This is a genomic window from Thiomonas arsenitoxydans, assembly GCF_000253115.1.
Classification (GTDB): Bacteria; Pseudomonadota; Gammaproteobacteria; order Burkholderiales; family Burkholderiaceae_C; genus Thiomonas; species Thiomonas arsenitoxydans.
Map to the genome: position 1 here is coordinate 356,352 of NC_014145.1, position 25,789 is coordinate 382,140.

Sequence of the window (25,789 nt, forward strand, 5' to 3'; positions counted from 1 at the left end):
GTTCAGAAGGGTTGTTGAAGCACAAAATACACCGCGCGCTGGCTCGCCAGCGTGGCGGCGGTCACGTTTTTGTTGGCCACAGGCCGGGCCGCCTGCACGCTCAGGCTGGTTTTCCACGGCGCGGTAAAAGTCAGCCCTACGCCCACATCGGCCAGCATGCGCCAGCCGGGCACGCCGGGGGCGCGGTAATGCGTGGCCACCGCGCCCTGCTCGGCAAACGCCTGCGCGTTGACCTGCCAGCCCTGCCAGTTCCAGTTCGGCGTCTGCGCCACGGTGCGCAGCAGATAGCCGCCGTCGCCGCTCAAAATGCCCGACGTCCAGGCGGCCAGGCTGCCGTAGCCCCCCAGCACCCACTGCTGGTTGGCGGGCTGGGTATTGATGCCCCACTGGCCGCTGGCTGCGGCATTCAGGCTCCAACCCTTGGGCAGGTTTTGCTGCCAGCTTGCGCTCAGGGTCCAGTTGCGAAAGCGCGATTGCGGCGCGGAGGGCACGTCGTAGACCAGGGTGCCGCGTTTGCCGCTCAGCCCCAGGTTGTAGCCCACCGCCAGATTCACCGCCCCCGGCAGCGTGCCGATCTGCACATTGCGCGAGCCTTGCGCGCCCAGGGTGAGATAGTTGTAATTCTGGTCGGCCAGGGTGTAGGCGCCGTCTAGAACCTCCGACTTGTAGGCCACATGGGTGAGCGCCTGATTCAGGCTGAAGCGCGCCGTGGGGCTGGCCCAGACCAGTTGGCTGCCGGTGAGGGCGGAAGTTTCGGTTGTGCCTTGCGGGTAATACGGCGCGCCGGCCACGCCCAGGCGGTAGCTGCTGCGCTGCAGGCTCAGGCCGTAAATGCCCCAGGGCGTCACCAGCGAGGCCATCAGCCCGCCCGCATCGCTGCGGCTGCCCGCGCTGGCGCGGGTGAGGTTGGGCAGGCCGTGGCTGTAATTGGCGCCCAGCAGCCAGCCCTTGCCGGGGCGCAGGGTGAGGTTTTCGCCCAGCACGTCTCCGCCCACATAGCGGCTGCCGTAGTTGCCAAACACCACGCTGCCCGACACCGGTTTGAACTGCGGCTCAGGCGGCGTCTCCACCGTCAGCAGGCTGCCGCCGGGTTGCGGCGCGGGCGCCAGCGAGGGCCGAAAGCCCAGGCCGCTGCGGCTGGCGTACATCTCGGCCAGGATGTTGCGGCGGATCAGCGCATTTTCAGTCAGCGCCGGGTCGAAGGTCGTGCCGCGGTAGAACGCCGCTACGCCGGGCTGGGCCCGCACCTGCGTCAGCCGCCCTTCGATGACCTGAATCTCCACGCTGCGGGTGGCCGGCTCGGGCGTGGCGCGCAGGCCCACGAGCAAATACCCCGCGCGGCGATAAGCCGCCTCCAGCAGCGTCACCGCGCGCTCGGCGCTTTCGGCGGGTTCGAGCGCGGCGCGCAGGGCCTGCGGCGACAGCAGGGTATTGCCCAGCACCGTGAGATGCAGGCCCGCCGCCGTGGTGAGCCGCAGCGTGGCCGCCGGGCGGCTTGCCGTCTGCTGCAGCACAATCGGCGGCGCCGGGGTGGGGGGGGTAAACACTTCGGGAACAAGCGCCATAAACAACCCATCACTCAAAAAATAGAACGGCCCCGAACGGGGCCGCGGCGCACCGGCAAAACAGCCAAACCCGCCACAGCAATATCCAGCCTCGGCGCGCGCCTGAGAAAAACAGCGATTGTGCCAGAGTGCGGCGCGGCCGCACCCAAGCGCCTGTCGGGCTTGAGGATCGCGGGCTGCAAAAAGGCGGTGCGGCGTGCTGGCGGCAAGGCGCCGGTGCGTGGGGCGAAAAAAGACCAAAAAAAAGGGCTCTTGCGAGCCCTTTTGAAACAAACAGAACGTCTGGCTGGATCAGCGGCCGTAGAACATGTTCGAGGCCAGCACGCCCGTGTTCAGAATGGTGTTGACCGTGGGGTTGGTCACCATGCCGTTGAACGTCGTGCTCGTGGCGTTCTGTGCACCATACGCTGCGGCAAACCCGGTGGCAGCCGGGAAGTTGATCCAAGAGTTGGTGTTGGTCAGAACCTGAGCGACGGTTGTAATGTTCAGCGGGTTGTTGGTCATGAACCAGATGCCGCCTTCGCTGGCCACATTGGTCGGGATCACGTTGCTGACGTTACCGACCAAGGTGATCGTGCCCAAGGTGCTGAGCGAACCGGGCTGACCGGCATTGATATTGCCCACATACATCAGGCCGGGCCAGTAGAAGCCACCACTGCCGCCCAGGGTCAGGTTGCCCGTGGCCTGGACCACCAGGTGGCTGTTGGGCGCGCTGGATTGCGCGACGACCGAGCCGCCGATAGCAACCGGAGTCGTCAAGCCAGAAGCCAGCGTGGCGGAGCCGTTCACCAGCACGTTGACCAACTGGGCCGCGGTGGCGGTATTGGTCGGATTGAGGGTGATGGTGGCGGTGCCGTTGCTGGCCACGTTCACCGGCACATAGTTGTACAGGAAGTTGCCTGCACCGCTACGCGCGGCAGCGCCGTTGGGGGCGTTGAAGTTGCCGGAGAAGGTAGCTGTCAACGAGCCACCGCTAGAGGTGGTGATGTTGAAGCCGCCCAGGCCGTTGATGTTGTTGGCGTTGACGCCGATCGTCTGGCCGGCCACGGTGCCGTCGAGGTTGATGTTGCTGCCCGAGGCGCCGGTGGCGCCAGCAATGGTTACCGTGCCTGCCGTGCCGGCGCTGAGGGTGGCGCCGTTGAACACACTCAGGTTGTAGCCGTAGGTGTTGCTGCCGGAAGTCACCGGGCCGCTGCCGATGTTCACGGTAACGCCGTTGCCATCGGTCAAGCCACCCGACACCACGCGCACCGCAGCGCCTGTCAGGGTCGAGGTGGTGCTAGCGAACAGCGTCGTGCCGAGGTTGAGTACGCCGCCTGCGGTTGCAGCAGACAGGTTCACTGCACCGAGGGCGTTGGTGGCGCTCAGGGCGGTGGCCACAGTACCAACGTTGGCGTTGACCGTGCCGTAGAGGTTGACGTTGAAGCCGGTCATCGACAAGGCAGCACTGGAAGGCGCGAAGTTGATGGTGCCGTTGTTCGCGGCAGTCCCGGCGGAGGCGCCGGCAGACAGGGTCACAGCGCCCGCGTTGAGGATGGAGCCGTTATTGGTGACGTTGCCGGTGGTAGATGCTGCGCTGAAGGCGACAGCACCTGACGCATTGATGATGCCGTTGTTGACCACGTCGCCGGTAGTCGCCGTCAGCGTCGAAGCAGCGGTGGCGTTGATCACGCCGTTGTTGACTACGCCACCTGCGCTAACGGTGGAGGCCGACAGCACGCCGTTGTTGGTGAGGGTGCCGGCGATAGTCGCAGAACTAAAGCTGGAGATGTAGTTGTTCAGGTTGACATTGCCCGCGGCAACCACGGTAGCGCCTGAAAAGGCGGAACTGCCGCTGGACGCGCCGCCAGTGAGGTTGACCACCGCAGCGCTGCCGCCCGCGAAGGCGCCAGAGGCAGTCGCGCCGCCGTTATACGTGAAATTCTCACCGGCGAAGATGTTCCAGCCGGTGGCCGCACCCGATTGCGCGACGTTGACATTGCCGGCACCGGCAACCAGCACGGTACCAGCCGAGACAGCGCCGTTGACCGTGACATCGCCCTTGGTCAGCAGGGTTTGGCCTGCGCCGACGCTGACGCTGACGGAAGCAGTAGTGGCCCCAGCAAAGGCTGCCGCATCCTGCGCGAAGCCGAGGAAGGCGACGCCATTAGCACCGTTGTTCACCGCGCCATTCGCATCGAGCACCACGCCGTTGGCGTTGGCGATGAACAGCGGGCCAACACTTGCGCCCGCACTAACCGTGCCGTAAATCTGCGAAGCCTGGCCGGTGACGTCGGAAATCAGCAGGCCGGTACCCGCTGCGCCATTGGTGATGTTGAGCGTGGCGCCTGCGCCGATGTTGAACCCGGCGACGTTGTTCATCGCTGTGGCGGTGCTGCTGGCAAGTGTAGGGCTGACAGCGATGGAGAGCGTGGAAGACGTTGCGCCGCCCCACTGCATCACGACATTATTAGCCGAGGAGTAGGAAATCGTGGCAATCGGGCCGCTGCCCGAGTAATTGGCGGTGGTGTTGGAATAGAAAGTCCCCGGCAGGGCGCCGGCTGCCGGGGCAGCGGCGAAGGCGGCCGGCGCGGCCAAGGCCAGCGCGATGGCGCCAATGAGCGGGCGCACCTTGAACTGGGCGCTTTGGGTTCGAGTTTGATGTGATGACATATGAATTCTCTCCGTGATGAGACAACGAGCTGAAGTGTGAGCCCAAATAAAGCTCTTTGGAACGCCAAAGGAAAATTTTGCCTAGCGTTGGACGATGAATTTAGCAGATTGGCGAGACTGCACCAAGTTTTGTGCGGTTGCAGGGTTCTCGGGGGAGAGTGCGTTGCATCTTGGCAACATGCAGACGGAGTGCGCAGGCGCGGCGCTCTGCGGGGCTGGCGGCGGGCGGGGCGCTGCGGGGCGCTGTTGGATAATGCCGGGTTGTTCTGCTGCCAGGGGGGGCTGCGCAGCAGGTCGGGGTAGCAGATCGGGGTGGTGGGTGGGGCGGGCCGTTATGCTCGCCTTGAATTTTTTCTTTTCAGGCAAGTTTCCATGGCTCAAGTGTCGATGTCTTCTTTTGATCCCGCGCAGGTTTTGCATTCGGTGAATCTGGCGGGTGCGCCAGTGGGCGGGCCGGTGTTGCAGGCGCAGCAGTTGGTGGCGCATGCGGTGCCGCTGCATCAGCAGGGACGGGTGGGCGAGGCAGCGGCGCTGTACCGCAGCGCGCTGCAGTTGCAGCCGGATTTGACGGACGCGCAGCATTTGCTGGGAGTGGCGCTGGGGCAGAGCGGCGAGTACGCCGAGGCCGAGCGGCTGGTGCGGCAGGCGATTGCGGCGCAGCCTGCGCAGGGGGCTTACTGGAATTCTCTGGGGCGATTGTTGCTGTTGCAGGGGCGCATGCCGGAGGCGGTGCAGGCGCTGCAGGAGGCGTTGCAGTTGTCGCCGCAGAACGCGGAGAGTTTTTTCAACCTGGCTGAGGCGCAGGGGCTGGCGGGCGAGCTGGCCGAGGCGGTGAAGAATTATGAGCAGGCGCTGCGGCTGCAGCCGGGGCATGCGCAGGCGCGTTTCGGGCTGGCGCAGGTGTTGCGGCAGTTGCAGGGCTGGGCGGCGGCGCTGCCGCACTATCAGCTTGCGGCGTCGATGGCGCCGGATGCGCCGATGGGGCAGTATTTCTGGGCGCTGGCGCTGCACATGGGCGGGCATGTGCAGCAGGCGGTGGAGCTGTACACACGCATTACCGAGCGCTGGCCGGACATGGCGGAGGCTTGGGTGGGCATCGGCAGTGTGCAGTTTGGCATGAACCGGCTGCGCGAGGCGATTGCCGCCTATGAGCAGGCGCTGACGCTGCAGCCGGAGAACGCCAATGCGCTCGACGGGCTGGTGGAGGCGCGGCGCAAGGCCTGCGATTGGCGCGACGACATGGCGGCGCTGGAGCAACGGCTGCATGCGCTGGCGCGACGAGGGCTGGACGCGGGTTTGCCGGCGCCGGTGCGAATTTTCACGGCGCTTTACACGCCGTTTGATGCGCTGGAGCTCAAGGCGATTGCGCAGTCGAATGCGCTGCAGAGCAAGCCTGCGGATTGCGCGCCGCGCTGGAATGAGGCGGCGCGGCGCGATGGGCGCTTGCGGATCGGGTATTTGCTGGCGGATGCGCGCGATCATCCGAATGCCCACAATATGCTCAGCGTGTTTGGCCTGCATGATCGGGCGCGCTTCGAGGTGTTTACCTATTCGTGGGGCCTCGACGATCAGTCGGTTTACCGCAAGCGCATCCGCGAGGAGAGCGAGCATTTTGTCGAACTGCGCGGCGCGTCGGACGAGGAGATGGCGCGGCGCATCCGCGATGACGGGGTGCAGGTGCTGGTGGATTTGATGGGGCATACCGCCGACAACCGCCTGGGGGTGTTGTGGCGCAAGCCCGCGCCCGTCCAGATGAATTACCTGGGTTTTCCGGGCACGTCGGGGGCGGAGTGCATGGATTTCGTGCTGGTGGACCGCTGGGTGTGCCCGCCCGGACAGGAGGCGGAGATGAGCGAGGCGGTGATTCGCCTGCCTTATTGCTACAACCCGCTTGCGCACCACGCCGAGATGCAGGTGCCGCCGCCGCCCGCGCGCGAGCAGGCGGGGCTGCCGCCGCAGGGTTTTGTGTTTTGCTGCTTCAACAATACCAACAAGATTTCCGCCGAGGTGTTTGCGCGGTGGATGCGCATTTTGCAGCGCACGCCGGGCAGTGTGTTGTGGCTGTACCGCACGCACGATCTGGTGGACGAAAATTTGCGCCGGGCCGCCGCCGCGCTGGGCGTGGAGCCGCAGCGGCTGGTTTTTGCGCCGCATTTGCCGCGCGAATGGCATATGGCCCGGTTGCAACTGGCCGATCTGTTTCTCGACACCACGCCTTACGGAGCGCATACGACGACGGGCGACGCCTTGCGCGCAGGCGTGCCGGTGCTGACGGTGCCGGGGCAGACGTTTGCCTCTCGCGTGGCGGCGAGCATGCTCGATGCGGCGCGGCTGCCCGAGTGCATCCAGCCCGACTGGCCGGCTTATGAGGAGGAGGCGGTGCGGCTGTGCGCGCAGGGCATGGCGGAGTTGAAGGCCAGGCTGAAGTCGCCCGAGGTGTTGCCGCTGTTCGATACGCCGCGGCAGGTGCGCGATCTCGAACGGGCTTACTCGCAGGCATGGCAGCAGTTCGTCGAGGGCGAAAAGTTCTCGGGCTTCGATCTGGAGCGCGAACAGCCGGGGTTGCCGGCATGAGTGCTGTGTTTCAGCCGATCGGGCCCGTGCGCGAGGCGGTGATCGTGCTGGGGATGCACCGCAGCGGCACGAGCTTGCTGGGCAGTTTGGTGCAGTCTCTGGGTGTGGACATGGGGGAGGATATGTATCCTGCCGATGAACACAATCCCGCTGGCTATTTTGAAGACCGAGCCTGTGTGGACATCCAAGACCGCATACTGGCGGCTCTGGGCCAGCAGCCCTGGCACGGCGCGAAGGGCATGGCGCCTTTTGCGCCGCTGTGGTGGCGGCGCCCGGAGATGGCGGCTCTGCTGGCCGAACTGGAGCAGTGGCTTGATCGCCGGATTCAGACTGCCACGGCGATCTGGGGGGTGAAAGACCCGCGAACGACCCGGTTTCTGCCGCTGTGGAATGAATTGCTCACGAAACGGGGAATCCAGCCCCGTTATGTGCTGGCGGTGCGTGATCCAGCCGAGGTGGTGGCCTCGATTCGCGCCCGCGACGGGGCGCAGACAGAGCACGTCTATCGCACCTGGCTGCGATTCAATATGGAAGCGCTGATGTACGCCGCGGGTGATCTGGCGGGCGTGTTCAGTTATTCGCGGTGGTTTGAAGACGGCCAGCGCCAATTGCTTCAGCTAGCGCAGGCGCTCGGTATGCAGACGCACGCACAGCAGCGTGCAGACATTCTCCAAAGTCGTTTACGCGAGGATTTGCACCGGCAAACGGCTTCGGGCGCGTCAGCGCCGGAATGGGCTCAGATTTTTTATGATCGTTTGCAGGCGCTGAGCGAGGGTTTTGCTACGCAGGATATCGCGCAGCTTGCGACGGAGGCGGAATACGCGGACGCGCTGCTTCAGCGAGGCGAGGCGCCTGCCTGGACGGGCGCGGTGCATGCGGTGGTCACTAGCGCGCAGGAGATCGCCGCAGGCCTGGGATTGGCAGAAGACCTGCGGAACGCTGGCCACCGCGTGGTGCTGGCCTGTGAGGATGGCGCCGATGCGATCGACCTTCCACCGGGAATCGGTCTGGTTCGGCGCGAGACCGCAGGGCCTGATCTGGGGGGATGGTTTCATACCCGGCGCGCTTATCAGGTGTGGCTATGGCTTCGCCCGCGGGCATTTGCGCAGGTGCATGTCGAGGGCGGGATGGGGCTGGCCGCGCATGTGCTCGATGCGCGGCGTCAAGGTTGGACCGATTTTCACGGCGAAGTGCATGTGCATTATTTTGCGTCGCCGCCCTGGCTAGAGCCGGATGGGTTGTTGCATTTGCGGGATGTTTTGGACGCCGAGGCCTTGTGTCTGGAGCGCCGCATCGCCCGCGACCCCGGGCGCGTCTTGCATGCGTCCCCGGCGCTGTCCGCTTCACTGAATGCCGTATCGGGCGGGCAATGCGCCTCCTCTGGCCGGTCTGTGGTTCATGCGGGCGAAAAGCACCCCTTGGTGAGTGTTTGCATTACGCATTTCAACCGGCCGGAATTGCTGAGCGATTGTCTGGCCAGTGTGCGTGCGCAGACCTATCGGGCTTTTGAAGTGGTTTTGGTAGATGATGGCAGTACGCAACCTGCCGCTCGTGCCTATCTAGATTCGCTACGGGCCGAATTCGACGCCAAAGACTGGGTCTTGATCCGGCAGGACAACAGCTATCTTGGCGCCGCGCGCAACGCGGCGGCGCATGCCGCGTCCGGTGAGTATCTGTTTATCCTGGATGACGACAACCTGCTCATGCCCGAAGGCATCGCTCGCGCGGTGCAGGTGGCGGAGCACACCCAGGCTGATGTGGTGACAGCAGTGATGGCGTTATTTTCCGGCCCGGCGCGATTCGATCCGCGTTGGCCCGACCGTTTATGGCCCCACTCGGGAAATTGCCCGTTGCTGGGTGCGCTTGAAAACAATTTGGGTGATGCCAATGCGCTGTTGCGGCGGTCCAGCCTGCTAGCTTTAGGAGGTTATTCCGAAGATCGCGGCATTGGCGCGGAGGATTGGGAACTCTACGCCAAAGCGATTTTGAAGGGAATGCGGCTGGAGCACAGTGTGATGCCGTTTTCTTGGTACCGGGTCGATGCGAACAGCATGTCGCGCGCAGGCCACTGGTGGCGGGACTATCGCCGGGCGCTTCGGTCTTATGAGGCTGTTTTGCCTGAAGGGCTAGTTGAATTGCCCGCTTTGACGGGTGAGCTAAAACGCAAGGTCGGCGAACTCGAACCTTTCAGAGCGGAGGCCCTAAACACCCGACTCGTTTTGACGCAGACGCAACAGGCATTGACGCAGACGCAGCAGGTATTGACGCAGACGCAACAGGCATTGGTTCAGACACAGCAGGAATTGACGCAGACGCAGCAGGAACGCTATGCGCTCTACACCTCAACTTCCTGGAAGCTGACAGCGCCAATGCGTTTTTTGAGCCGTCGCTGGACGGATTTGCGTCATGGTGTGCTGGCTCGCGCGCGACGCGGGGTGCGCGGGGAAATCAGGCGGCATGGACTGACGGGGGTCATGCTTCGCATGCCGTATTACTTGCGGAGACGGGGTTTCCTCATTTCATTGCTGAAGCGCCAGAATGGCAGCAATGTGCTGCACTGGTCGTTTAAATCCGCTCCGAGCCAATCGCGCCCTCAACGCCTACACCCGGATTTGACAGGCAAGGTCAATCCCATAGCGGCAACCGTCTCTGTGGTGATTCCCACGCTCAATCCAGGCCCTGAGTTCCCCATGCTGTTGCGCAAGCTCAAAGGCCAGCAGGGAGTAGGCCAAGTGGAAATCGTCATCGTCGATTCGGGTTCGACCGATGGCTCAGTGGATGTGGCCAAACAATGGGGTTGTACGGTGGTGGAGATCGCCCCCGAAGAGTTCACGCACAGCGGGTCGCGCAATCTCGGCGCTGAAAAGGCAGCGGGCGATTACCTCTTGTTCATGGTGCAGGATGCCTATCCGATCGGCGCATATTGGATGTACGGCATGCTGCGTTACCTGCTCGACCATGCCGAGCAGGGGCTGATGGCGGTGTCGTGCGCTGAAACGCCGCGCAGCGACAGCGACATGATGTACGACAGCATGATCGACACCCACTATCGCTTTCTGGGCTGTCGCGACCAGGATCGCCTGGGGCGGCTGCAGGGGTTGGATCATATGGCGCTGCGTGCCCAGGGCCAGCTCAGCGATGTGGCTTGCCTGATCCGCCGCGACGACTTCGCCCGCTATCGCTACCGCGGGGACTATGCCGAAGATCTCGACTTGGGCATGCGCATCATCCGCGATGGCAAGGCGGTGGCGATGCTGTCATCGGTCAAGGTGATTCACTCGCATAACCGCCCCGCTTTTTATTACCTGAAGCGGTCTTTCGTCGATGTGGTGTTTCTGGTGGCGATGTTTGACGATTTTCCTCGGCCTGTGGTGCGCTCGGTGCCAGGTTTGATCGAGGGGATCGACCGGGTTGCACGGCATTTGTCGGCCTGGTTGCAGGCGCAGTCCGAACATTCTGAGAGCAGTGCAACACTGGGTGAGAAGCTGCAGTCGTGGTTGCGGGCCTGGAGAGTGGAGTTGTTGAAGGCGCCGACCGAGGCGCAGCAGGTCTGGCTGCAGGACGGACGGCTGGAGGAGGCGATTGCGGCATTGCGGCATCGTGCAGGCCAGGCGTCGGCATCCAGGGCAGAGGATGTTTCGGACGATGTGCAGCAGTTTGTCGATATGTTTCTGGGGCGGGTGGAGCATTTCGGGCAATACGCTGCCTCGGTTTACAGCGTGCTCGATGCGCGGCTTGCGGCGGAGTTGCGGGCCGCGGTGATCAAAATTTTTGCCGCATCGGCAGGGTCGGCGCTGGGCTTTGCCTATGTGCAGTTCAAGTCGGGTACGCGGGATGAGGCCGAATTGGTGCAATGGATCTTCGATGAACTGAAAGCGGGCGTCTGATGCGGATTTTGCTGATCGTTCATCAATTTTTCCCGGAGTTTTCGGGCGGAACGGAGCGCGTGACGCTGCAGTTGGCGCGGGTGTTGCAGCATGCCGGTCATGCCGTGCATGTGCTGAGCTGCCGCAGCGCGCCGGCCTTGGCGCAATGGCCCGAGGACGCCGATGTGCGGCAGGCTTGGCATTATGTCCATGAGGGGGTGCCGGTCACGGTTATAGCCCGCCACCGCTTGCCTGCCAGCGCCGAGTTTGGCTTCGATGTCGATCCGGCCCTGGCGGCAGAACTGGCGGTGTGGCTGCGCCGGGAGCGTTTTCATGTGGCGCATGTGTTGCACACCATGCGGATGGCGACTGCAGTCATGGCGGTGCAGCAGATCAGCCTGCCCTATGTGGTGACGCTGACCGATTTTTTTCTGGCCTGCCATCAGATCAATCTCGTCAATGTGCAAGGAGCGCCCTGCCTTGGGCCGCAGGAGGGGCAACGGTGTGCCAGGGATTGCCAGGTCGGAGTCTGGACGGGGCAGGCGCTGGCGCAGCGCTACCAACAGGCGCAAGCGATGCTTGCAGGTGCGGCGCTGCGTTGTGTGCCGTCGCATTTTGTGCAGGCGCGTGTTGAAGATGCTTTTCCGGGGCTTGATTTCCGTGTCGTTCCGCACGGGTTGGAGTTGTTGGCGTTGTTGCCAACCGTTCGGCGTCGGACGGACGATCTCGAGCCGTGGCCTCTGGTGCTTGCTTTTGCCGGGACGCTTATCGTCCAAAAGGGGCTGCACGTCTTGATCGAGGCGTTGGCACTTATCCCTGACGCAGACATCGAGTTGCGTGTTATGGGCGGACGGTACGGGGATTCGGCGTACCACCAGCGTATCGATCGCCTGATCGCGGCGGATCGGCGTGTGAAGATGGTGGGGCAAATGGACCAGCAGGCGCTTTTTGCCGCGCTGTCGCAATGCGATTTGCTTTGTCTGCCGTCCTTGGTGCCTGAAACGTTCTCGCTGACTTTTCATGAAGCAGCGGCGTTGGGCCTGCCGGCACTGGTTGCCAATCATGGAGCGCCTGCCGAGGTGGTTCGTGAGGCGAATTCGGGATTGTGCGTGACGCCGGACTCCGCCCACGATTGGGCACAGGCGCTGCAGCAGGTGCTTGACTATCGCGAATTGCTGGCGCAGTGGAAGAGCCGTCTGCCGATGCCTGCACGTATCGAGGAGGAGGGGTTCTTTTACGAAAGTCTGTATCGCACCGTGGCCCTTCTGGAATGAATCAGGCGAGCGCGGCGGAGGTCACCGTGGTGATCGTGACATGGAATGCGGCCGAGGTCATTGGGCGCTGTCTAGAAGCCTTGCAGCAACAAACGCTGCAGCCCCGCAGCATCATGGTGGTCGACAACGCCAGCACAGACGAAACAGCCGCCATCGTTGCCCGCTTTGCGCATGTGCGTTGGGTTGCCCTGCCGCAGAACACGGGTTTTGCGCGCGCAAACAATCTGGCCGTGTCGCAATGCCAAACCCCTTGGGTTGCACTGCTGAACCCCGACGCTTTTGCCCGCCCCGATTGGCTCGCCAGCCTGATGAGCGAGGCTGCAAGACAACCGCATATCGCCGCGCTGGGTTCGCTGCAACTGCAGAATGAAAGCTCCGATCTGCTCGATGGCGAAGGCGATGCCCTGCACTGGAGTGGCCTGATCTGGCGCCGCGGTCATGGATGTCCGGCGCGAGGTTTAGCGCAAAGGCGTTCTCCTGAAGCGGTGTTTTCGGTCTGTGCCGCTGCGGCCCTTTACCAACGGGCCGCTTTCGAAAAGGTAGGCGGTTTCGACGAGGATTTTTTCTGCTACGGCGAGGATGTCGATTTGGGGTTTCGCTTGCGCCTTGCGGGCTATGAGGCGGTTCAGGTGCCTGCAGCGCAGGTGGTGCATCTCGGTTCCGTGCTGACGGGGGGCAGACGCAGCAGTTTTTCCGTGTTTTACGGACAGCGAAACCTGCTCTGGATTTATGTGAAAAACATGCCGGGCTGGATGTTCTGGCTCTTGCTGCCGTTACATGCCGCGATGCACCTTGCGCAAATTTCACGGTTCTGTGCGGCCGGACATTGCCGAACCGTGGTGAAGGCCAAAATTCAGGCGCTTGGCGCGTTGCCGAAGATGTGGGAAAAGCGCCGTGCGATCCAGGCCAGCCGTGTCGCCGGCCCCGCGCAAATCTGGAAGCTTGTTGACAAGCGTTTGATTCCTCGGCGTTGTCGCGATTGAGCCCAATGCACAGGTCGGTGACAGTCTCTGTCGTGTCTCATGGACAGGAACGCATGGTTCAGGGGTTGCTCTGGGACCTCGCCACAGTTGACAGTCGCGGTTTTAGCAGCGTAGAACGCGTGGTGGTGACGCACAACCTTGCCCCGTCACGCTGGTCTTGTCCTGACACGCTCGCGAGTCGTTGCCGCTCGATTGAAAACGCGCATCAAAAAGGTTTTGGGGCAAACCACAACGCAGCCTTTTCGCAATGTGCCACGATATGGTTCGCGGTGCTCAATCCGGACATTCGTGTGTCGAGTGATGTGTTTTCGCGGCTGATCGCGCAGGCGTCTGCTGACGATGCGGTGCTTGCTCCAGCGTTGCTCGATCCGGACACAGGAGAGGCAGCCCCCAACCGCGGTTTGCTCACACCTTGGGAGGTTTTGCGACGTCGGCTTCCTGGGTGGAAGCCTGCGGGAGCGCCTGCGTGGCTGCCCGGCGCCTTCCTGCTGATTCGCGCTGAGGCATTTCGCCAGATTGGCGGATTCGACGAGCGCTATTTCTTGTATGCAGAGGACTTCGATCTCTGCGCCCGCTTGCGGCTCGCTGGATGGAAGCTGCGTTACGTCCCGGAGGTGCAGGTGAGCCACGCAGCGCAACGCGCCAGCCATGTGCGCTGGCGCTATTTGCGCTGGCATCTCCAGAGCCTGTGGCGGCTTTGGAGCAGCCGCGCTTTTTGGCGTTATCGTGCCTTGCTGCGGGACGAGGCGCGCAGAGCGCGCGCCTGAACGGGGCTGCCGCCCCGGTTCAACGCCCTCGCTGACCTCCGCCCGGTCGGCGTTGTCCGCCGCCGAAACTGTTGCCATTCGCCGAGGCTGGACGCCCAGCGCCGCCTCCGGCTCCAGCGGGCCGGCGTCCTCGGCCCTGGCCGTTGCGCATGTGCGGCGGCAGGTCGAGTTCGACCCAGGGGGTGCCTTGCCAGGCATCGGCGCGTTGCTCAGGCGGAACCTTGCTCGCGGTGCTGGCTGAGGGCTTTGCGCTGCGCCCGGATGCGCGCTGGCCTTGCGGTTTAGCGCTGGCGGGTGTCTGGGCGCGCCCTTGGCCCTGACCGGGGCCGTTGCGGCTTGCGCCGCGATTGCCTGCGCTTGCACCACTGCGGCGTTGACCTTGGCCACCACCCGCGCCGCCTCCACCCTTGCCGCCGCGGCGCTCGCCGCCATGCAGCACGGTGCGGCCCATCACTATGGGCTGCGCCTTGGCGTTGGGGTCGGGCTCGAAGCCCGGAATGACCTCTTGCGTGATGGGGTTGCGCACTAGCTTTTCGATGTCGCGCAGGAAGCCAAGTTCGTCCACGCAGACCAGCGAAATGGCTTGCCCGTTGCTGCCCGCGCGGCCGGTGCGGCCGATGCGGTGCACATAGTCTTCGGGGATGTTGGGTAGTTCGTAATTCACCACGACCGGAAGCTGGTCGATGTCGATGCCGCGCGCGGCGATATCGGTAGCGACGAGCACCTGCAGCTTGCCGCTCTTGAAGTCGGCCAGGGCGCGCAGGCGGGCGGACTGGGTTTTGTTGCCGTGAAAACCGGTGGCGACAATGCCGTCCTTGTCGAGCTGTTCGGCCAGACGGTTGGCGCCGTGCTTGGTGCGGGTGAACACCAGGGTCTGCGGCCAGTTGCGTTCGCGGATGAGGTGGACCAGCATGTCGCGTTTGCGTTCGCGGTCGACGGGGAACACGATCTGTTCGACCAGATCGGCCGTGGCGTTCTGGCGTGCGACGGCAACCTGTTGCGGGTTGACCAAAAAGTCACCGGCCAGCCGCTTGATCTCTTCAGAGAAGGTGGCGGAGAACAGCAGGTTCTGGCGCTGCTTGGGCAGCAGGGCGACGATGCGGCGCATATCGTGGACGAAGCCCATGTCGAGCATGCGGTCGGCTTCGTCGAGCACCAGCATTTGCACCGCGGACAGGTCGATATTGCGCTGGCTTTGGTGGTCGAGCAGACGGCCGGGCGTGGCCACGACGATGTCCATGCCGCGCGCCAGGGCGTTGATCTGCGGCTGCATGCCTACGCCGCCATACATCGCCATGCTGTGCAGCTTGAGGTGGCGGCCGTAGGCGGCAAGGTTTTCATGCACTTGCGCAGCCAGCTCGCGGGTGGGAGTGAGGATCAGGGCGCGGGGAATGATCTTGCCCTTGGCGTTGCGAGCGGGTTCGCCGCCGCTCAGGCGCTGCAGCATGGGCAGGGTGAAGCCGGCCGTTTTGCCGGTGCCGGTCTGCGCCGCGGCCAGCAGATCATGCCCTGCGAGCACAACCGGAATGGCCTGGAGTTGAATGGGAGTGGGTACGGTGTAGCCTTGTTCGGCAACAGCACGCACGAGGGGCTCGATCAAGCCCAGATCTTGAAAAGACATGTGAAAAACTTTCGGGAGCGGTGTGTGAACCGATCCAGGACTCTGCCACCGCGCTTGAAGAAGCGCGCCAGTCTGCAACAGATGGAGTGGGCCGAGAGGCTCGGCAGGAGTCAAAAGTGACTGCGGCTGGGAGACTGGACATGGCCGCTGCTAGCTATGTTAGCCGAGTTCGCCGTGTGCGTGCGTCAGAGCAAGGTTTTGGGCACGACATGCACGCCGGGCAGGCCCTGGAAGTCTGCGTCCATGGTGTGGAGATCGGCCTGAGATTGGCGGGCCGTGGCGTAGATCAGACTATCGGCCATGGGCAGCTTGTGGCGCAGGCTGAGCTGAGCGGCCAACAGTGCGAGCGCAGCGTCGATGGCGACCGTGCGACCCTGCTGCATCACGGCAAGACAGGCGATGCCGTCGTTCTCGTCACGTTGAGCGGCGATGCGCTTGAACACTTCATACAGTGTGATGACCGGCACGATCAGCGCCGCTGGCTGCTCGATGATCGGGGCAAACTGATCGGCCGCCGGGCCGTCTGCGAAGTACTCCAGCCAAGCCGAGGAATCGACCACGTGAAGTTTCACAAGCGGTCAGTCTCGCGGGGAACGGTCGTGTCGATACCGCGCAGAAGACCGCGCAGCGCGCGAGCGCTCTGCCGCGGAACAAGCTCGATGCGCGACCCGAAGGGCACGACGTCGAGCTTTTGTCCCGGGCGCAGGCCGAGCTGCTCGCGCACGCGTTTGGGAATCACGACCTGAAACTTCGGGGAGAGGGTGACGGTGTCCATATGAGGGGCATGAAGATCGATAAGGCGATCGTATTACAAAAAATAGATCGATTCTTGCCGTTCGGCCGAGTGCCGTTAGGCGCGAGACTGTGTGCACGACACGCGCTGCAGCGACAATAAGGCTTTGCTGCGCGATGGGCTGAGGCCTGTCGAAGCCGATATTCCGCAGTTCCCAATTTGGGCTCGCTTTGCGCGGCCTGATTATTTCGACAGAAACTATGGCTCAATACGTTTTCACCATGAACCGGGTCGGCAAGATCGTGCCGCCCAAGCGTCAGATTCTCAAGGATGTTTCGCTGAGTTTTTTCCCCGGCGCCAAGATCGGCGTGCTGGGCCTGAACGGCTCGGGCAAATCGACCCTGCTCAAGATCATGGCCGGGGTGGATACCGATATTGAAGGCGAAGCCGTGCCGATGGCGGGCTTGCGCATCGGCTACCTGCCGCAGGAGCCGCAGCTCGATCCGGCGCAGACCGTGCGCGAGGCGGTGGAAGAGGGCCTGGGCGGTGTGCTCGCCGCCAAGAAACGGCTGGAAGAGGTCTATGTGGAATACGGCAACGCCGATGCCGACTTCGACAAGCTGGCGGAGGAGCAGGCGCAGCTCGAAGCCATCATTGCCGCGGGGGAGGGCGACAACACCGATCTGCAGATGGAAGTCGCCGCCGATGCGCTGCGGCTGCCCGCGTGGGACGCGATTGTCGGCCCGCTGTCGGGCGGCGAGAAACGCCGCGTGGCGCTATGCCGCCTGCTGCTCTCCAAGCCCGACATGCTGCTGCTCGATGAGCCGACCAACCACCTCGACGCCGAGAGCGTGGACTGGCTGGAGCAGTTCCTGCACCGCTTTCCCGGCACCGTGGTGGCTGTCACCCACGACCGCTATTTCCTCGACAACGCGGCCGAGTGGATTCTTGAACTCGACCGTGGCTCGGGCATTCCGTTCAAGGGTAATTACAGCAACTGGCTGGAGCAGAAGGAAGCCCGGCTGGAGCAGGAGTCGCGCAGCGAGGCGTCTCACCTCAAGACCATGAAGCAGGAATTGGAGTGGGTGCGGCAAAACCCGAAAGGGCGCCAGTCCAAGAGCAAGGCGCGCATGGCGCGGTTCGAAGAGCTCTCCAGCATCGAATACCAGAAGCGCAACGAGACCAACGAGATTTTCATTCCCGTGGCCGATCGCCTGGGCAATGAGGTCATCGAGTTCAAGAACGTGCGCAAGGCGCATGGCGAACGGCTGTTGATCGAGAACTTGAGCTTCAAGCTGCCACCGGGCGCCATCGTCGGCGTCATCGGCCCCAACGGTGCGGGCAAGTCCACGCTGTTTCGCATGATTGCGGGCAAGGACAAGCCCGAAGCGGGCGAGATCGTCATCGGCCCCACGGTCAAGCTGGTGTACGAAGACCAGAGCCGCGAGGCGCTGCCCGACGACAAGACGGTGTGGGAAGCGATTTCCGACGGGCTGGACATTCTCAACGTGGGCAAGTTCCAGGTGCCCTCGCGTGCCTACTGCGGGCGGTTCAATTTCAAGGGCGGCGATCAGCAGAAAATCGTGGGCAAGCTCTCCGGCGGGGAGCGCGGGCGGCTGCATCTGGCCAAGACCCTGATTTCCGGCGGCAATGTGCTGCTGCTCGATGAGCCGTCCAACGACCTCGATGTGGAAACCCTGCGCGCGCTCGAAGACGCGCTGCTCGAGTTCGCGGGCTGCATCATGGTGTCGAGCCACGACCGCTGGTTTCTCGACCGCATCGCTACCCACATTCTCGCGGCTGAGGGCGATTCGCAGTGGACGTTCTTTTCTGGCAACTATCAGGAATACGAGGCCGACAAAAAACGCCGTCTGGGCGAAGAAGGCGCACGCCCGCACCGCCTGCGCTTCAAGGCGCTGCGGTAAGCGCATGCGATGGCACCGCTGCTCGTCGCCTGTCTGTGCGCGCAGTGGTGCGGCATCTGCCGCGACTGGCGTGCAGGCTTCGACGCGCTGGCGGCGCAACTGCCGCCCAATGTCGCGGTGCGCTGGGCCTGGATCGACGTGGAAGACTGTGCCGATGCGCTGGGCGATTTTGAGCCGCCCAACTTTCCGGTTCTGGCGGTGCAGCGTGGCGGCGACCTGCTTTACTGCGCGCCGCTGCCGCAGCAGCCTGCGCTCTGGCTGCGGGTGCTGACCGAGCTGGCTCGCGTGGACGGTGCGGCGGCCCGGCAACTGGCGCAGCAGGCTGCCAAGGCCGGGCTGCCCGATCTGCGGAGCCTGATCTAGTTTTTTAGGAATTTCTCATCCAAGGACGCTCATGCCGACGCGTATTGCCGATCTCCACATTGCGCGGGAAGAGCTGTTGCCCACGCCGAACGAATTGCGGGCCGAAGTGCCCGTCAGCGAGGCCCAGGCGCAAGTCGTCGCCCGCGCGCGCCAGACGGTGCGCGACATCGTGCGGGGCGATGACGACCGGCTGTTGGTCGTTGTCGGGCCTTGCTCCATCCACGACAGCGCTGCGGCGATTGAGTACGCGCGGCGTCTGCGTGAAGTGGCCCCGCGCTTCGACGATGCCTTGTTTCTGGTGATGCGGGTGTATTTCGAGAAGCCGCGTACCCGTCTGGGCTGGAAGGGCATGATCTACGACCCTGATCTGGACGGGCGCGGCGACCTTCACAAGGGTTTGCTCAAGGCTAGAGGCCTGCTGGTGGAATGCGCGCGTCTGGGCGTTCCAGCCGCTTCTGAAATTCTCGATCTGGTTACGCCGCAGTACTACGCCGAGTTGCTGAGCTGGGGCGCCATCGGCGCGCGCACCACCGAAAGCCCGCTGCATCGGCAGATGGCCTCGGCGCTGTCGGCCCCGCTGGGGTTCAAGAATCCGACCAGCGGCAAGCTGCAGACGGCGGTGGACGCCATCGTGGTGGCGGCGCAATCTCACCGCTTTCCTTCCATCTCGCTCGACGGCCGGGCCATGGTGATCACCACGACCGGCAATGCCGATTGCCACCTCATCCTGCGGGGCGGCGACGCGGGGCCGAATTTCGATGCCGCCAGCGTGGAAGCAGCCGTGGCCGCGCTGCAGGCGGCCGATCTGCCCGGCCGGGTGATGATCGACTGCAGCCATGCCAACAGCCGCAGCGACTATCGGCGCCAGCCGCAGGTGGCGGCCGAGATCGGTGCACAGATCGCCGCGGGCAGCCGCCACATTCTCGGCGTCATGCTGGAGAGCCATCTGGTCGAGGGCAAGCAGGCGCTCACGGCAGACCTGTCGGCGCTGCAGTACGGGCAGAGCATCACCGACGGCTGCATCGGCTGGGAGGCCACGGTGAGGGTGCTGGAGCAACTCGCCGATGCGGTTCGCAGCGGTCGCAGGCGGCGCATCGGCCAGAATCAACCCACCTGAAAACCTTCGGGGCAGCCTTCGGCGTCGGCTGACTCGACCTGCACCGCGTCCACCCGCGCAGCGGGAGGCCCGATCCGCAGCCATTCGAGCAGGGCTTGCACCGCCTGCGCATCACCGCAAATCCACACTTCCACCCGGCCATCCTGCAAGTTGACGGCCTGCCCTCGGAGCCCCAGCGACAGCGCTTTGGCGCGGGTTGCGGCGCGGAACGACACACCCTGCACCCGGCCGCTCACCCAGGCGCGCCGGGACAAATTGGCCTCGGGGTTGCTCATCAGGCTTTGGCGCCCAAAGCAGGGCGCGCACCGAAAATCGCCGAGCCCACCCGCACGATGGTGGCGCCTTCCAGAACCGCCGCTTCGAGATCGGCGCTCATGCCCATCGACAGGGTGTCGAGCGTCAGACCGTGCTCGGCGGCGATGGCGTCGCGCAGGGCCCGCAACCGGGCGAAGGGTGCGCGCTGCGCGTCCAGACCTTCGCGCGGCGCCGGGATGCACATCAGCCCGCGCAGCCGCAGATTGGGCAATGCGGCCACGGCCGCGGCCAGCGCCGAGGCGTCTTCCGGGCGCACGCCGCTTTTGGTGGTCTCGCTGTCCACATTGACCTGGATGCAGACCTGCAGCGGATCCAATTCTGCGGGCCGCTGGTCGCTCAGACGCTGGGCCAGCTTGAGGCGGTCGATGCTGTGCACCCAGTCGAAATGCTCGGCGACGTCGCGGGTCTTGTTGCTTTGCAGCGGGCCGATGAAATGCCATTGCAGCGCGGGCCAGTCCGGGCGCAGCGCGGCGATCTTGTCCACCGCTTCCTGCACATAGTTTTCGCCGAAGGCGGTTTGCCCGAGCGCGGCGGCGCGGGCGATGTCTTCTGCGGGAAAGGTTTTGGACACCGCCAGCAGGGTGACAGAGTGCGGATCGCGCCCGGCTGCTGCGGCGGCTTGTGCGATGCGCTGGCGCACCGCGGACAGAGGGTGGGCGAGAGGAGAGGCAAGAGGGGAGGCGAGGGACATGGGCCGACAAAATCTGGATCGATACAACAATTCCACCCGGGTCAGCCCGCCGAATTGCGGGAAACCGTGGTTCTGACCTTAAGATAGCCCATTCGATAGCCGCGTGGTGGACGCACCGTCACGCACAAGCTTGCTCGGGGGAGACATCGCTTGGACATCACACAACTGCTCGCATTCAGCGTCAAGAACGACGCCTCCGATCTGCACCTCTCGGCGGGTCTGCCGCCGATGATTCGCGTGCATGGCGACGTGCGGCGCATCAACGTCGAGCCGCTCGACCACAAGGCGGTGCACGCCATGGTGTACGACATCATGAGCGATTCGCAGCGCAAGCACTACGAAGAGTTTCTCGAGGTCGATTTTTCCTTCGAGGTGCCGCAACTGGCGCGTTTTCGCGTCAATGCCTTCAACCAGGCGCGCGGCGCGGGCGCGGTGTTCCGCACCATTCCGAGCAAGGTGCTCACCCTCGACGATCTGAACGCACCGAAAATCTTCGCCGATCTGGCGCTCAAGCCGCGCGGTCTGGTGCTGGTGACCGGGCCGACGGGTTCGGGCAAGTCCACCACCCTGGCGGCGATGATCAATCATTACAACGAGACCGAGTACGGCCACATTCTCACCATTGAAGACCCGATCGAATTCGTCCATCAATCGAAGAAGGCGCTGATCAATCAGCGCGAAGTCGGCCCGCATACCCTGAGCTTTTCCAATGCGCTGCGCTCGGCCTTGCGCGAAGACCCGGACGCGATTCTGGTGGGCGAAATGCGCGACCTCGAAACCATCCGCTTAGCGCTTACCGCTTCCGAAACCGGCCACCTGGTGTTCGCCACCCTGCACACCTCGTCGGCGCCCAAGACCATCGACCGTATCGTTGACGTGTTCCCGGCGGAAGAAAAGGAAATGGTGCGCGCCATGCTGTCGGAAGCGCTGGTAGGCGTGATTTCGCAGACGCTCTGCAAGAAAAAAGACGGCTCGGGCCGGGTGGCCGCGCACGAAATCATGATCGGCACGCCGGCCATTCGCAACCTCATTCGCGAAAACAAGATTGCGCAGATGTATTCCATGATCCAGACCAGCCAGTCTTTCGGCATGCAGACCCTCGACCAGAATCTGGCCGATCTGGTCAAGCGCAACATGATCTCCGCCACCGAAGCGCGCACCAAGGCCAAACAGCCCGAAAATTTCCCTGGCGCCTGAGCCAGCCCAGACGCACCAGCGGCGCAATCCGCACTCTCCCGATATTCCCACTCGCACCCAGCAGGCCATGAAACTATTCGACAAACTCCGCGCCGGTTCGCGCAAAGACGGGGTGGACGATGCGCCCGAGTCTCAGTTTTTCACCACCGGCTTCCATGACGCGGAAGTCTCCAGCCTGGAGTCTGTGGTCGACTGGTCGCAGCGCTCTGCCGAGATCGGCGTGACCAAGCTGTCTCGCAGCGCCGGCGGCCAGCGCCTGCTCGAACTCTGGCAGCAAGACAAATACATGGCAGGGCTGACCCAGTCGGACAAAGAGCGCTGCATCAAGTACTTTCATTTCTACACCGTCAAGGCGGGCGCCGACCTCATCGCGCAGGGCGAGACGGGCAGCTTCATGGTGGTGCTGCTGCGAGGCGCGGTGGCGGTCGATCGCATGCAACCCTGGGGCGACAGACTGCGCCTGACCGAAGTGCGCGCAGGCAGCATGCTGGGCGAGATGTCGCTGGTCGACGCCGCGCCGCGCTGGTCGTACTGCACCACGCTAACCGACAGCGAGATTGCGGTGCTCGAAGCTGGCGATCTCGACCGCATGATTGCGCAAGACCCGGCCGCGGCCTGCCGTCTCATCGGCTCGCTGGCGCGCCGCTTGTCGCTGCGTCTGCGCAAGCTCAGTGCGCGGGTCGCCGCGACTTCGCCCGGCGGTTGATGCGCGCGGCTTGCGGCATGTACCACCGTTTCAAAATCTGAACAAGCGCTGGGGGGCGTATGGATCGTGATCAGGCTTCCAAATTCATCAACGATCTGCTCAAGCTGATGATCAGCCGGGGCGGCTCGGACCTGTTTCTCACGGCCGACTTTCCGCCGGCCATCAAGGTCGATGGCGCAGTCTCCAAGCTGTCGTCGCAGGCGCTCACCAGCCAGCACACCCTGGCGCTGGCGCGCTCGATCATGAACGACAAACAGTCGGCCGAGTTCGAGCGCACCAAGGAATGCAATTTCGCGATTTCTCCCGCGGGCCTCACGCGCTTTCGCTGCAATGCCTTCATCCAGCAGGGCAAGGTGGGCATCGTGCTGCGGCAGATCCCGCAAGACTTGCCCTCCATCGACAGCCTGGGATTGCCGCAAGTGCTCAAGACGCTGGCGATGAACAAGCGCGGGCTCATCATTTTTGTCGGCGCCACAGGCTCGGGTAAATCGACCTCGATGGCCGCCATGCTCGATTTCCGCAACGAAAATTCGCACGGCCACATCATCACGGTGGAAGACCCCATCGAGTTCGTGCATCCGCACAAGAACTGCATCGTGACCCAGCGTGAAGTCGGGCTGGACACCGACAGCTGGCAGGCGGCGCTCAAGAACACCCTGCGTCAGGCGCCCGACGTCATTCTGATGGGCGAAATCCGCGACCGCGAGACCATGGAGCACGCGGTGGTGTTCTCCGAGACCGGCCACCTGGTGCTGGCCACGCTGCACGCCAACAATGCCAACCAGGCGCTCGACCGCATCATCAACTTCTTCCCCGAAGAACGGCGCGCGCAACTGCTGATGGACTTGTCGCTCAATCTGCGCGCGCTGGTGTCGCAGCGGCTGGTGCCGCTGCAAACCGGCAAGGGGCGCGTGGCCGCGGTGGAGGTCATGATCAACTCGCCGCTGATCGCCGATCAGATCTTCGAAGGCAAGCTCACCGAGATCAAGGATGTGATGCGGCGGTCGCGCGAGATGGGCATGCAGACCTTCGACCAGGCCTTGTTCGAGTTGTTCGATGCCGAGAAGATCAGTTACGAAGACGCGCTGCGCAACGCCGATTCGGTCAATGACTTGCGGCTGCGCATCAAGCTCGACAGCAAGCGCGCGCGCAACGCCGATATCGGCAGCGATACCGGGCACCTGGCCATCGTCTGATTTTTGCGGCGCACGGGGTTGTCGCGGCTCAGGGCTGAGGCACGCTCACGATCCATCCTTCGATCGGGTCGATGGCGTGCGGAAGTCCATAGCCTTCATGCCGCCTGATGCAGGCCCACGCGGCCTGCATCAGGCAGAGCGCAGCGTCCAGCGCGTCGCCGCGCGCGTCGAGCCGCATGCGCTTGCGTTGTTCATCGGTGCACTGCAGACGGATGCCCAGCGGGTGACGCCCGCTTTCCATCGACGCCAGCAGCAAGTCGCGTGCGGCTTCGCGTTCGGCGGTCTGCTTCGCGGGGTCATCACTCTTGTAACTGCGCCGCCCCAGAACGACGCGGGCGGCATGGCCCGGATAGGCTTCGAGCGCCACGCGCAGCGGATCGCCACCGCGCAGACCCGGCAGCGTGACCCCCGCATCGAGCAGTAAAGGCGCCCCCGCGTGCAGCATCCAGGCGACGGGCGGATTCACCCATTTCATCGACGGCGAAGACCCCGCAGGCAGATCGCAGGCGCGGTGGGCGAATTTCGCCCCGGCCGGGCGGGCGGCACAAAAGCTGCGGAAGACTTCGCGCAGTTGCGTGCGGCTCAGGTGGCGCAGATGCGAGATCAGCCGTTCCCAAGGCAGCGGGGCTTTGTCTTCCCGATGGCCGGGCCAGCGCAGGGTGTCGATCAACTCGCGCGGCAGGCCGAACGGCAGGTCGAAGGCGCCGATCCAGGGGCCGGGTGTCTGTAGCCACTGAAAGAACGACGCCAGCGTGTCGAGACGGGTGAAGTCCTGCAGGATCACGGTGTGCGATGGGTCTTGAGCCAGCCGTCCCTGCGCGATCACGATGGGTTTGCGCCGATTGGGCGCACTGCTGAAATCGACGCCTAACAACGTGATGTCGTCTGCTCCGATGAACTCTCCCACCGCTAAACCGCTTGGGCGGTTATAGCGTGGGTTTCGCGGGTCGCGGACTTCGACTTGCTCCGTTGCCGGGGCAGAGGTTTGGGTCTCGCCGCCACGCCCGTCCCGGGCGTGTCCTGCGTGTTATACGCGTCGATGAGCACCACCAACGCGCTGTTCTGGTCGCGCGGCATGACATGCCCGCAGTGCGGGCAGACATGCAGGCGGTCTGCGAGCGTCTTGGGCACAATTTCCCAACACGCCGCGCAGCGCTGCGACGGTCTGAGTGGGCGCGTATCGCTCAAGTGCAGCCGTGTACCAGCTTCTTCCGCTTTGTACGCGAGCATCTGATGCGCCATGCCGAATGCCGCCGAGAGAATTTCCCGGTTGAGTCCGGCCTTTTGCCGCACGAGTCGCCCCGGCTCCTGCTCGGTGCCTCGGGCGCTGCGGCTCATGTTCTTCGGTGCGAGTTCTTCGGTCGCCAGCACCGCGCACTGCTGCACCATGCGCGACGTTTCCTGGTGCAGAAAGTCCCGGCGCATATTGGCAATGCGATCATGCAGCCGGGCTATGTTCGCGCCGAGTCGCTTGTGCCGCACCGACCCCTTGCGCTTGCGGGCGCGCTGGCGTTGCAGATCAGCGAGCTTGGGGAGTTCTTCACGGAGCCAGCGCGGATTCGCGATGATCTGCCCATCGTCGAACGTGGCCCAGTCCGTGACGCCGAAGTCCACACCCCGGCGCGCATCGCCTGTACGCTGCCGCGCACAGCCTTCTTCAGGCACGCGCAGCGTCACCGATACGAACCACTGGCCGTTCCTGCGCGTGAGGGTGAGATCGTTGGGCTTGGACTCACTCCCAAAGCGGTGCTGTCCCCGTGCCCGGAGGGACATCGCCCCTTGTCCACTGCCGATGCGCAAGGTGGCGCCACGCCCGCCATGCCCCATCAGCTTCCATCCAGCCGGATCGGGGTACGCGAAGCCGGAGAATCGCTTGGCCGACTTGAACCGTGGGAAGCCGGGCGTCTGCCCGGCCTTGACGCGGCGGAAGAATGCAGCGAACGCCAGATCCAAACGCCGCAGCGTTTGTTGCAATGCGTGGCTGCCGAGTTCGACGAACTCGGGCCGATCGGCCTTGATCGCGGGCAACGCATTCTGTTGCTCGTAGTAGCTGATCGACTTCTTGGCTTTGCGCCACGCGTCGATGCGCTCTTCGAGTGCTGCGTTGTACAACTCGCAGTGCAGCCGCGTCCACGCCTCAAGCCGCGCAGACTGCGCGGCATTGGGGTAGAGTTTGAACGTGACTTTGCGACGTTGCATGCTGTTATTTTATCCAGATAAAGAGGAACAAGAAAACGAAAACTG

20 protein-coding genes are annotated in these 25,789 nt (G+C 63.8%); 11 read left to right on the forward strand and 9 right to left on the reverse strand.

Annotated elements, in window-relative coordinates; all coding sequences use genetic code 11:
* Positions 1–2: 2 nt before the first annotated feature.
* Positions 3–1,547 (reverse strand): ShlB/FhaC/HecB family hemolysin secretion/activation protein, encoded by a 1,545-nt coding sequence (locus tag THI_RS01670; protein WP_231836312.1) that lies wholly within the window; start codon positions 1,545–1,547, stop codon positions 3–5.
* Between the two features lie 309 nt (positions 1,548–1,856).
* Entirely contained in the window at positions 1,857–4,217 is a 2,361-nt protein-coding gene (locus tag THI_RS01675; protein WP_013104490.1) for a beta strand repeat-containing protein, read from the reverse strand.
* 387 nt (positions 4,218–4,604) lie between these two features.
* Between THI_RS01675 and THI_RS17995 the strand changes: the two genes are divergently transcribed.
* The 5 genes from THI_RS17995 to THI_RS01700 are packed head-to-tail and all read left to right on the forward strand — an operon-like array spanning position 4,605 to position 13,681.
* The gene (locus THI_RS17995) at positions 4,605–6,791 is read left to right on the forward strand and encodes an O-linked N-acetylglucosamine transferase, SPINDLY family protein (protein ID WP_231836314.1); all 2,187 of its coding nucleotides are present in this window, start codon (positions 4,605–4,607) and stop codon (positions 6,789–6,791) included.
* Positions 6,788–10,678, forward strand: coding sequence for a glycosyltransferase (locus THI_RS01685; RefSeq protein ID WP_013104492.1), 3,891 nt, complete (start codon positions 6,788–6,790; stop codon positions 10,676–10,678). The genes THI_RS17995 and THI_RS01685 overlap by 4 nt, the downstream gene beginning before the upstream one ends.
* Positions 10,678–11,931, forward strand: a complete 1,254-nt coding sequence (locus THI_RS01690) for a glycosyltransferase (protein ID WP_013104493.1) — start codon at positions 10,678–10,680, stop codon at positions 11,929–11,931. Before THI_RS01685 ends, THI_RS01690 begins: the two co-directional genes overlap by 1 nt.
* The gene (locus THI_RS01695) at positions 11,841–12,914 is read left to right on the forward strand and encodes a glycosyltransferase family 2 protein (protein WP_231836316.1); all 1,074 of its coding nucleotides are present in this window, start codon (positions 11,841–11,843) and stop codon (positions 12,912–12,914) included. The genes THI_RS01690 and THI_RS01695 overlap by 91 nt, the downstream gene beginning before the upstream one ends.
* A gap of 53 nt (positions 12,915–12,967) precedes the next feature.
* Entirely contained in the window at positions 12,968–13,681 is a 714-nt protein-coding gene (locus THI_RS01700; protein ID WP_050985889.1) for a glycosyltransferase family 2 protein, read from the forward strand.
* 19 nt (positions 13,682–13,700) lie between these two features.
* Here the strand turns inward: THI_RS01700 and THI_RS01705 are convergent, their stop codons facing one another.
* From THI_RS01705 to THI_RS01715, 3 genes are all read right to left on the reverse strand, one after another.
* Positions 13,701–15,302 carry a DEAD/DEAH box helicase gene (locus THI_RS01705; protein WP_013104496.1) on the reverse strand — a complete coding sequence of 534 codons (1,602 nt, stop codon included), beginning with the start codon at positions 15,300–15,302 and terminating at the stop codon, positions 13,701–13,703.
* A 185-nt stretch (positions 15,303–15,487) separates the two neighbouring features.
* A complete protein-coding gene (locus tag THI_RS01710; RefSeq protein WP_041608859.1) occupies positions 15,488–15,874 on the reverse strand; it encodes a type II toxin-antitoxin system VapC family toxin in 387 nt (128 codons plus the stop codon).
* Entirely contained in the window at positions 15,871–16,077 is a 207-nt protein-coding gene (locus THI_RS01715) for an AbrB/MazE/SpoVT family DNA-binding domain-containing protein (RefSeq protein ID WP_013104498.1), read from the reverse strand. The genes THI_RS01710 and THI_RS01715 overlap by 4 nt, the downstream gene beginning before the upstream one ends.
* Before the next feature lie 218 nt (positions 16,078–16,295).
* On the opposite strand from THI_RS01715, the gene ettA reads away from it, so the two are divergent.
* Genes ettA through THI_RS01730 form a run of 3 tightly spaced genes read left to right on the forward strand, consistent with a single transcriptional unit; the run spans position 16,296 to position 19,440 of the window.
* Positions 16,296–17,960 carry an energy-dependent translational throttle protein EttA gene (gene ettA / locus THI_RS01720; protein WP_013104499.1) on the forward strand — a complete coding sequence of 555 codons (1,665 nt, stop codon included), beginning with the start codon at positions 16,296–16,298 and terminating at the stop codon, positions 17,958–17,960.
* A 9-nt stretch (positions 17,961–17,969) separates the two neighbouring features.
* Positions 17,970–18,323 (forward strand): thioredoxin domain-containing protein, encoded by a 354-nt coding sequence (locus THI_RS01725; protein WP_013104500.1) that lies wholly within the window; start codon positions 17,970–17,972, stop codon positions 18,321–18,323.
* A 31-nt stretch (positions 18,324–18,354) separates the two neighbouring features.
* Positions 18,355–19,440, forward strand: a complete 1,086-nt coding sequence (locus THI_RS01730; protein WP_013104501.1) for a 3-deoxy-7-phosphoheptulonate synthase — start codon at positions 18,355–18,357, stop codon at positions 19,438–19,440.
* Here THI_RS01730 and THI_RS01735 read toward each other — a convergent pair.
* Together THI_RS01735 and THI_RS01740 are read right to left on the reverse strand one after the other, a co-directional pair.
* Positions 19,428–19,715 (reverse strand): acylphosphatase, encoded by a 288-nt coding sequence (locus THI_RS01735; protein ID WP_013104502.1) that lies wholly within the window; start codon positions 19,713–19,715, stop codon positions 19,428–19,430. The genes THI_RS01730 and THI_RS01735 overlap by 13 nt on opposite strands.
* The gene (locus THI_RS01740; RefSeq protein ID WP_013104503.1) at positions 19,715–20,446 is read right to left on the reverse strand and encodes a YggS family pyridoxal phosphate-dependent enzyme; all 732 of its coding nucleotides are present in this window, start codon (positions 20,444–20,446) and stop codon (positions 19,715–19,717) included. The genes THI_RS01735 and THI_RS01740 overlap by 1 nt, the downstream gene beginning before the upstream one ends.
* Before the next feature lie 150 nt (positions 20,447–20,596).
* Here THI_RS01740 and THI_RS01745 point away from each other — a divergent pair, with 150 nt between their 5' ends.
* From THI_RS01745 to THI_RS01755, 3 genes are all read left to right on the forward strand, one after another.
* On the forward strand, positions 20,597–21,643 hold the full coding sequence (locus THI_RS01745; RefSeq protein ID WP_013104504.1) for a type IV pilus twitching motility protein PilT: 1,047 nt from the start codon (positions 20,597–20,599) through the stop codon (positions 21,641–21,643).
* A gap of 67 nt (positions 21,644–21,710) precedes the next feature.
* Entirely contained in the window at positions 21,711–22,349 is a 639-nt protein-coding gene (locus THI_RS01750) for a Crp/Fnr family transcriptional regulator (RefSeq protein ID WP_013104505.1), read from the forward strand.
* 59 nt (positions 22,350–22,408) lie between these two features.
* Positions 22,409–23,545, forward strand: a complete 1,137-nt coding sequence (locus tag THI_RS01755) for a PilT/PilU family type 4a pilus ATPase (protein WP_013104506.1) — start codon at positions 22,409–22,411, stop codon at positions 23,543–23,545.
* A 28-nt stretch (positions 23,546–23,573) separates the two neighbouring features.
* Here the strand turns inward: THI_RS01755 and THI_RS01760 are convergent, their stop codons facing one another.
* Positions 23,574–24,452, reverse strand: coding sequence for a DUF429 domain-containing protein (locus THI_RS01760; RefSeq protein ID WP_013104507.1), 879 nt, complete (start codon positions 24,450–24,452; stop codon positions 23,574–23,576).
* 2 nt (positions 24,453–24,454) lie between these two features.
* Entirely contained in the window at positions 24,455–25,744 is a 1,290-nt protein-coding gene (locus tag THI_RS01765; protein ID WP_013104508.1) for an RNA-guided endonuclease InsQ/TnpB family protein, read from the reverse strand.
* Positions 25,745–25,789: the final 45 nt, after the last annotated feature.

What these genes read in the sequence shown, in the direction of transcription:
- THI_RS01690 (WP_013104493.1), top strand. Translation starts at nt 10,678, where the DNA reads ATGCGGATTTTGCTGATCGTTCATCAATTTTTCCCGGAGTTTTCGGGC.
- THI_RS17995 (WP_231836314.1), top strand. Translation starts at nt 4,605, where the DNA reads ATGTCTTCTTTTGATCCCGCGCAGGTTTTGCATTCGGTGAATCTGGCG.
- THI_RS01730 (WP_013104501.1), top strand. Translation starts at nt 18,355, where the DNA reads ATGCCGACGCGTATTGCCGATCTCCACATTGCGCGGGAAGAGCTGTTG.
- THI_RS01705 (WP_013104496.1), bottom strand. Translation starts at nt 15,302, where the DNA reads ATGTCTTTTCAAGATCTGGGCTTGATCGAGCCCCTCGTGCGTGCTGTT.
- THI_RS01765 (WP_013104508.1), bottom strand. Translation starts at nt 25,744, where the DNA reads ATGCAACGTCGCAAAGTCACGTTCAAACTCTACCCCAATGCCGCGCAG.
- THI_RS01685 (WP_013104492.1), top strand. Translation starts at nt 6,788, where the DNA reads ATGAGTGCTGTGTTTCAGCCGATCGGGCCCGTGCGCGAGGCGGTGATC.
- THI_RS01675 (WP_013104490.1), bottom strand. Translation starts at nt 4,217, where the DNA reads ATGTCATCACATCAAACTCGAACCCAAAGCGCCCAGTTCAAGGTGCGC.
- ettA (WP_013104499.1), top strand. Translation starts at nt 16,296, where the DNA reads ATGGCTCAATACGTTTTCACCATGAACCGGGTCGGCAAGATCGTGCCG.
- THI_RS01740 (WP_013104503.1), bottom strand. Translation starts at nt 20,446, where the DNA reads ATGTCCCTCGCCTCCCCTCTTGCCTCTCCTCTCGCCCACCCTCTGTCC.
- THI_RS01700 (WP_050985889.1), top strand. Translation starts at nt 12,968, where the DNA reads ATGGTTCAGGGGTTGCTCTGGGACCTCGCCACAGTTGACAGTCGCGGT.
- THI_RS01715 (WP_013104498.1), bottom strand. Translation starts at nt 16,077, where the DNA reads ATGGACACCGTCACCCTCTCCCCGAAGTTTCAGGTCGTGATTCCCAAA.
- THI_RS01755 (WP_013104506.1), top strand. Translation starts at nt 22,409, where the DNA reads ATGGATCGTGATCAGGCTTCCAAATTCATCAACGATCTGCTCAAGCTG.
- THI_RS01735 (WP_013104502.1), bottom strand. Translation starts at nt 19,715, where the DNA reads ATGAGCAACCCCGAGGCCAATTTGTCCCGGCGCGCCTGGGTGAGCGGC.
- THI_RS01725 (WP_013104500.1), top strand. Translation starts at nt 17,970, where the DNA reads ATGGCACCGCTGCTCGTCGCCTGTCTGTGCGCGCAGTGGTGCGGCATC.
- THI_RS01750 (WP_013104505.1), top strand. Translation starts at nt 21,711, where the DNA reads ATGAAACTATTCGACAAACTCCGCGCCGGTTCGCGCAAAGACGGGGTG.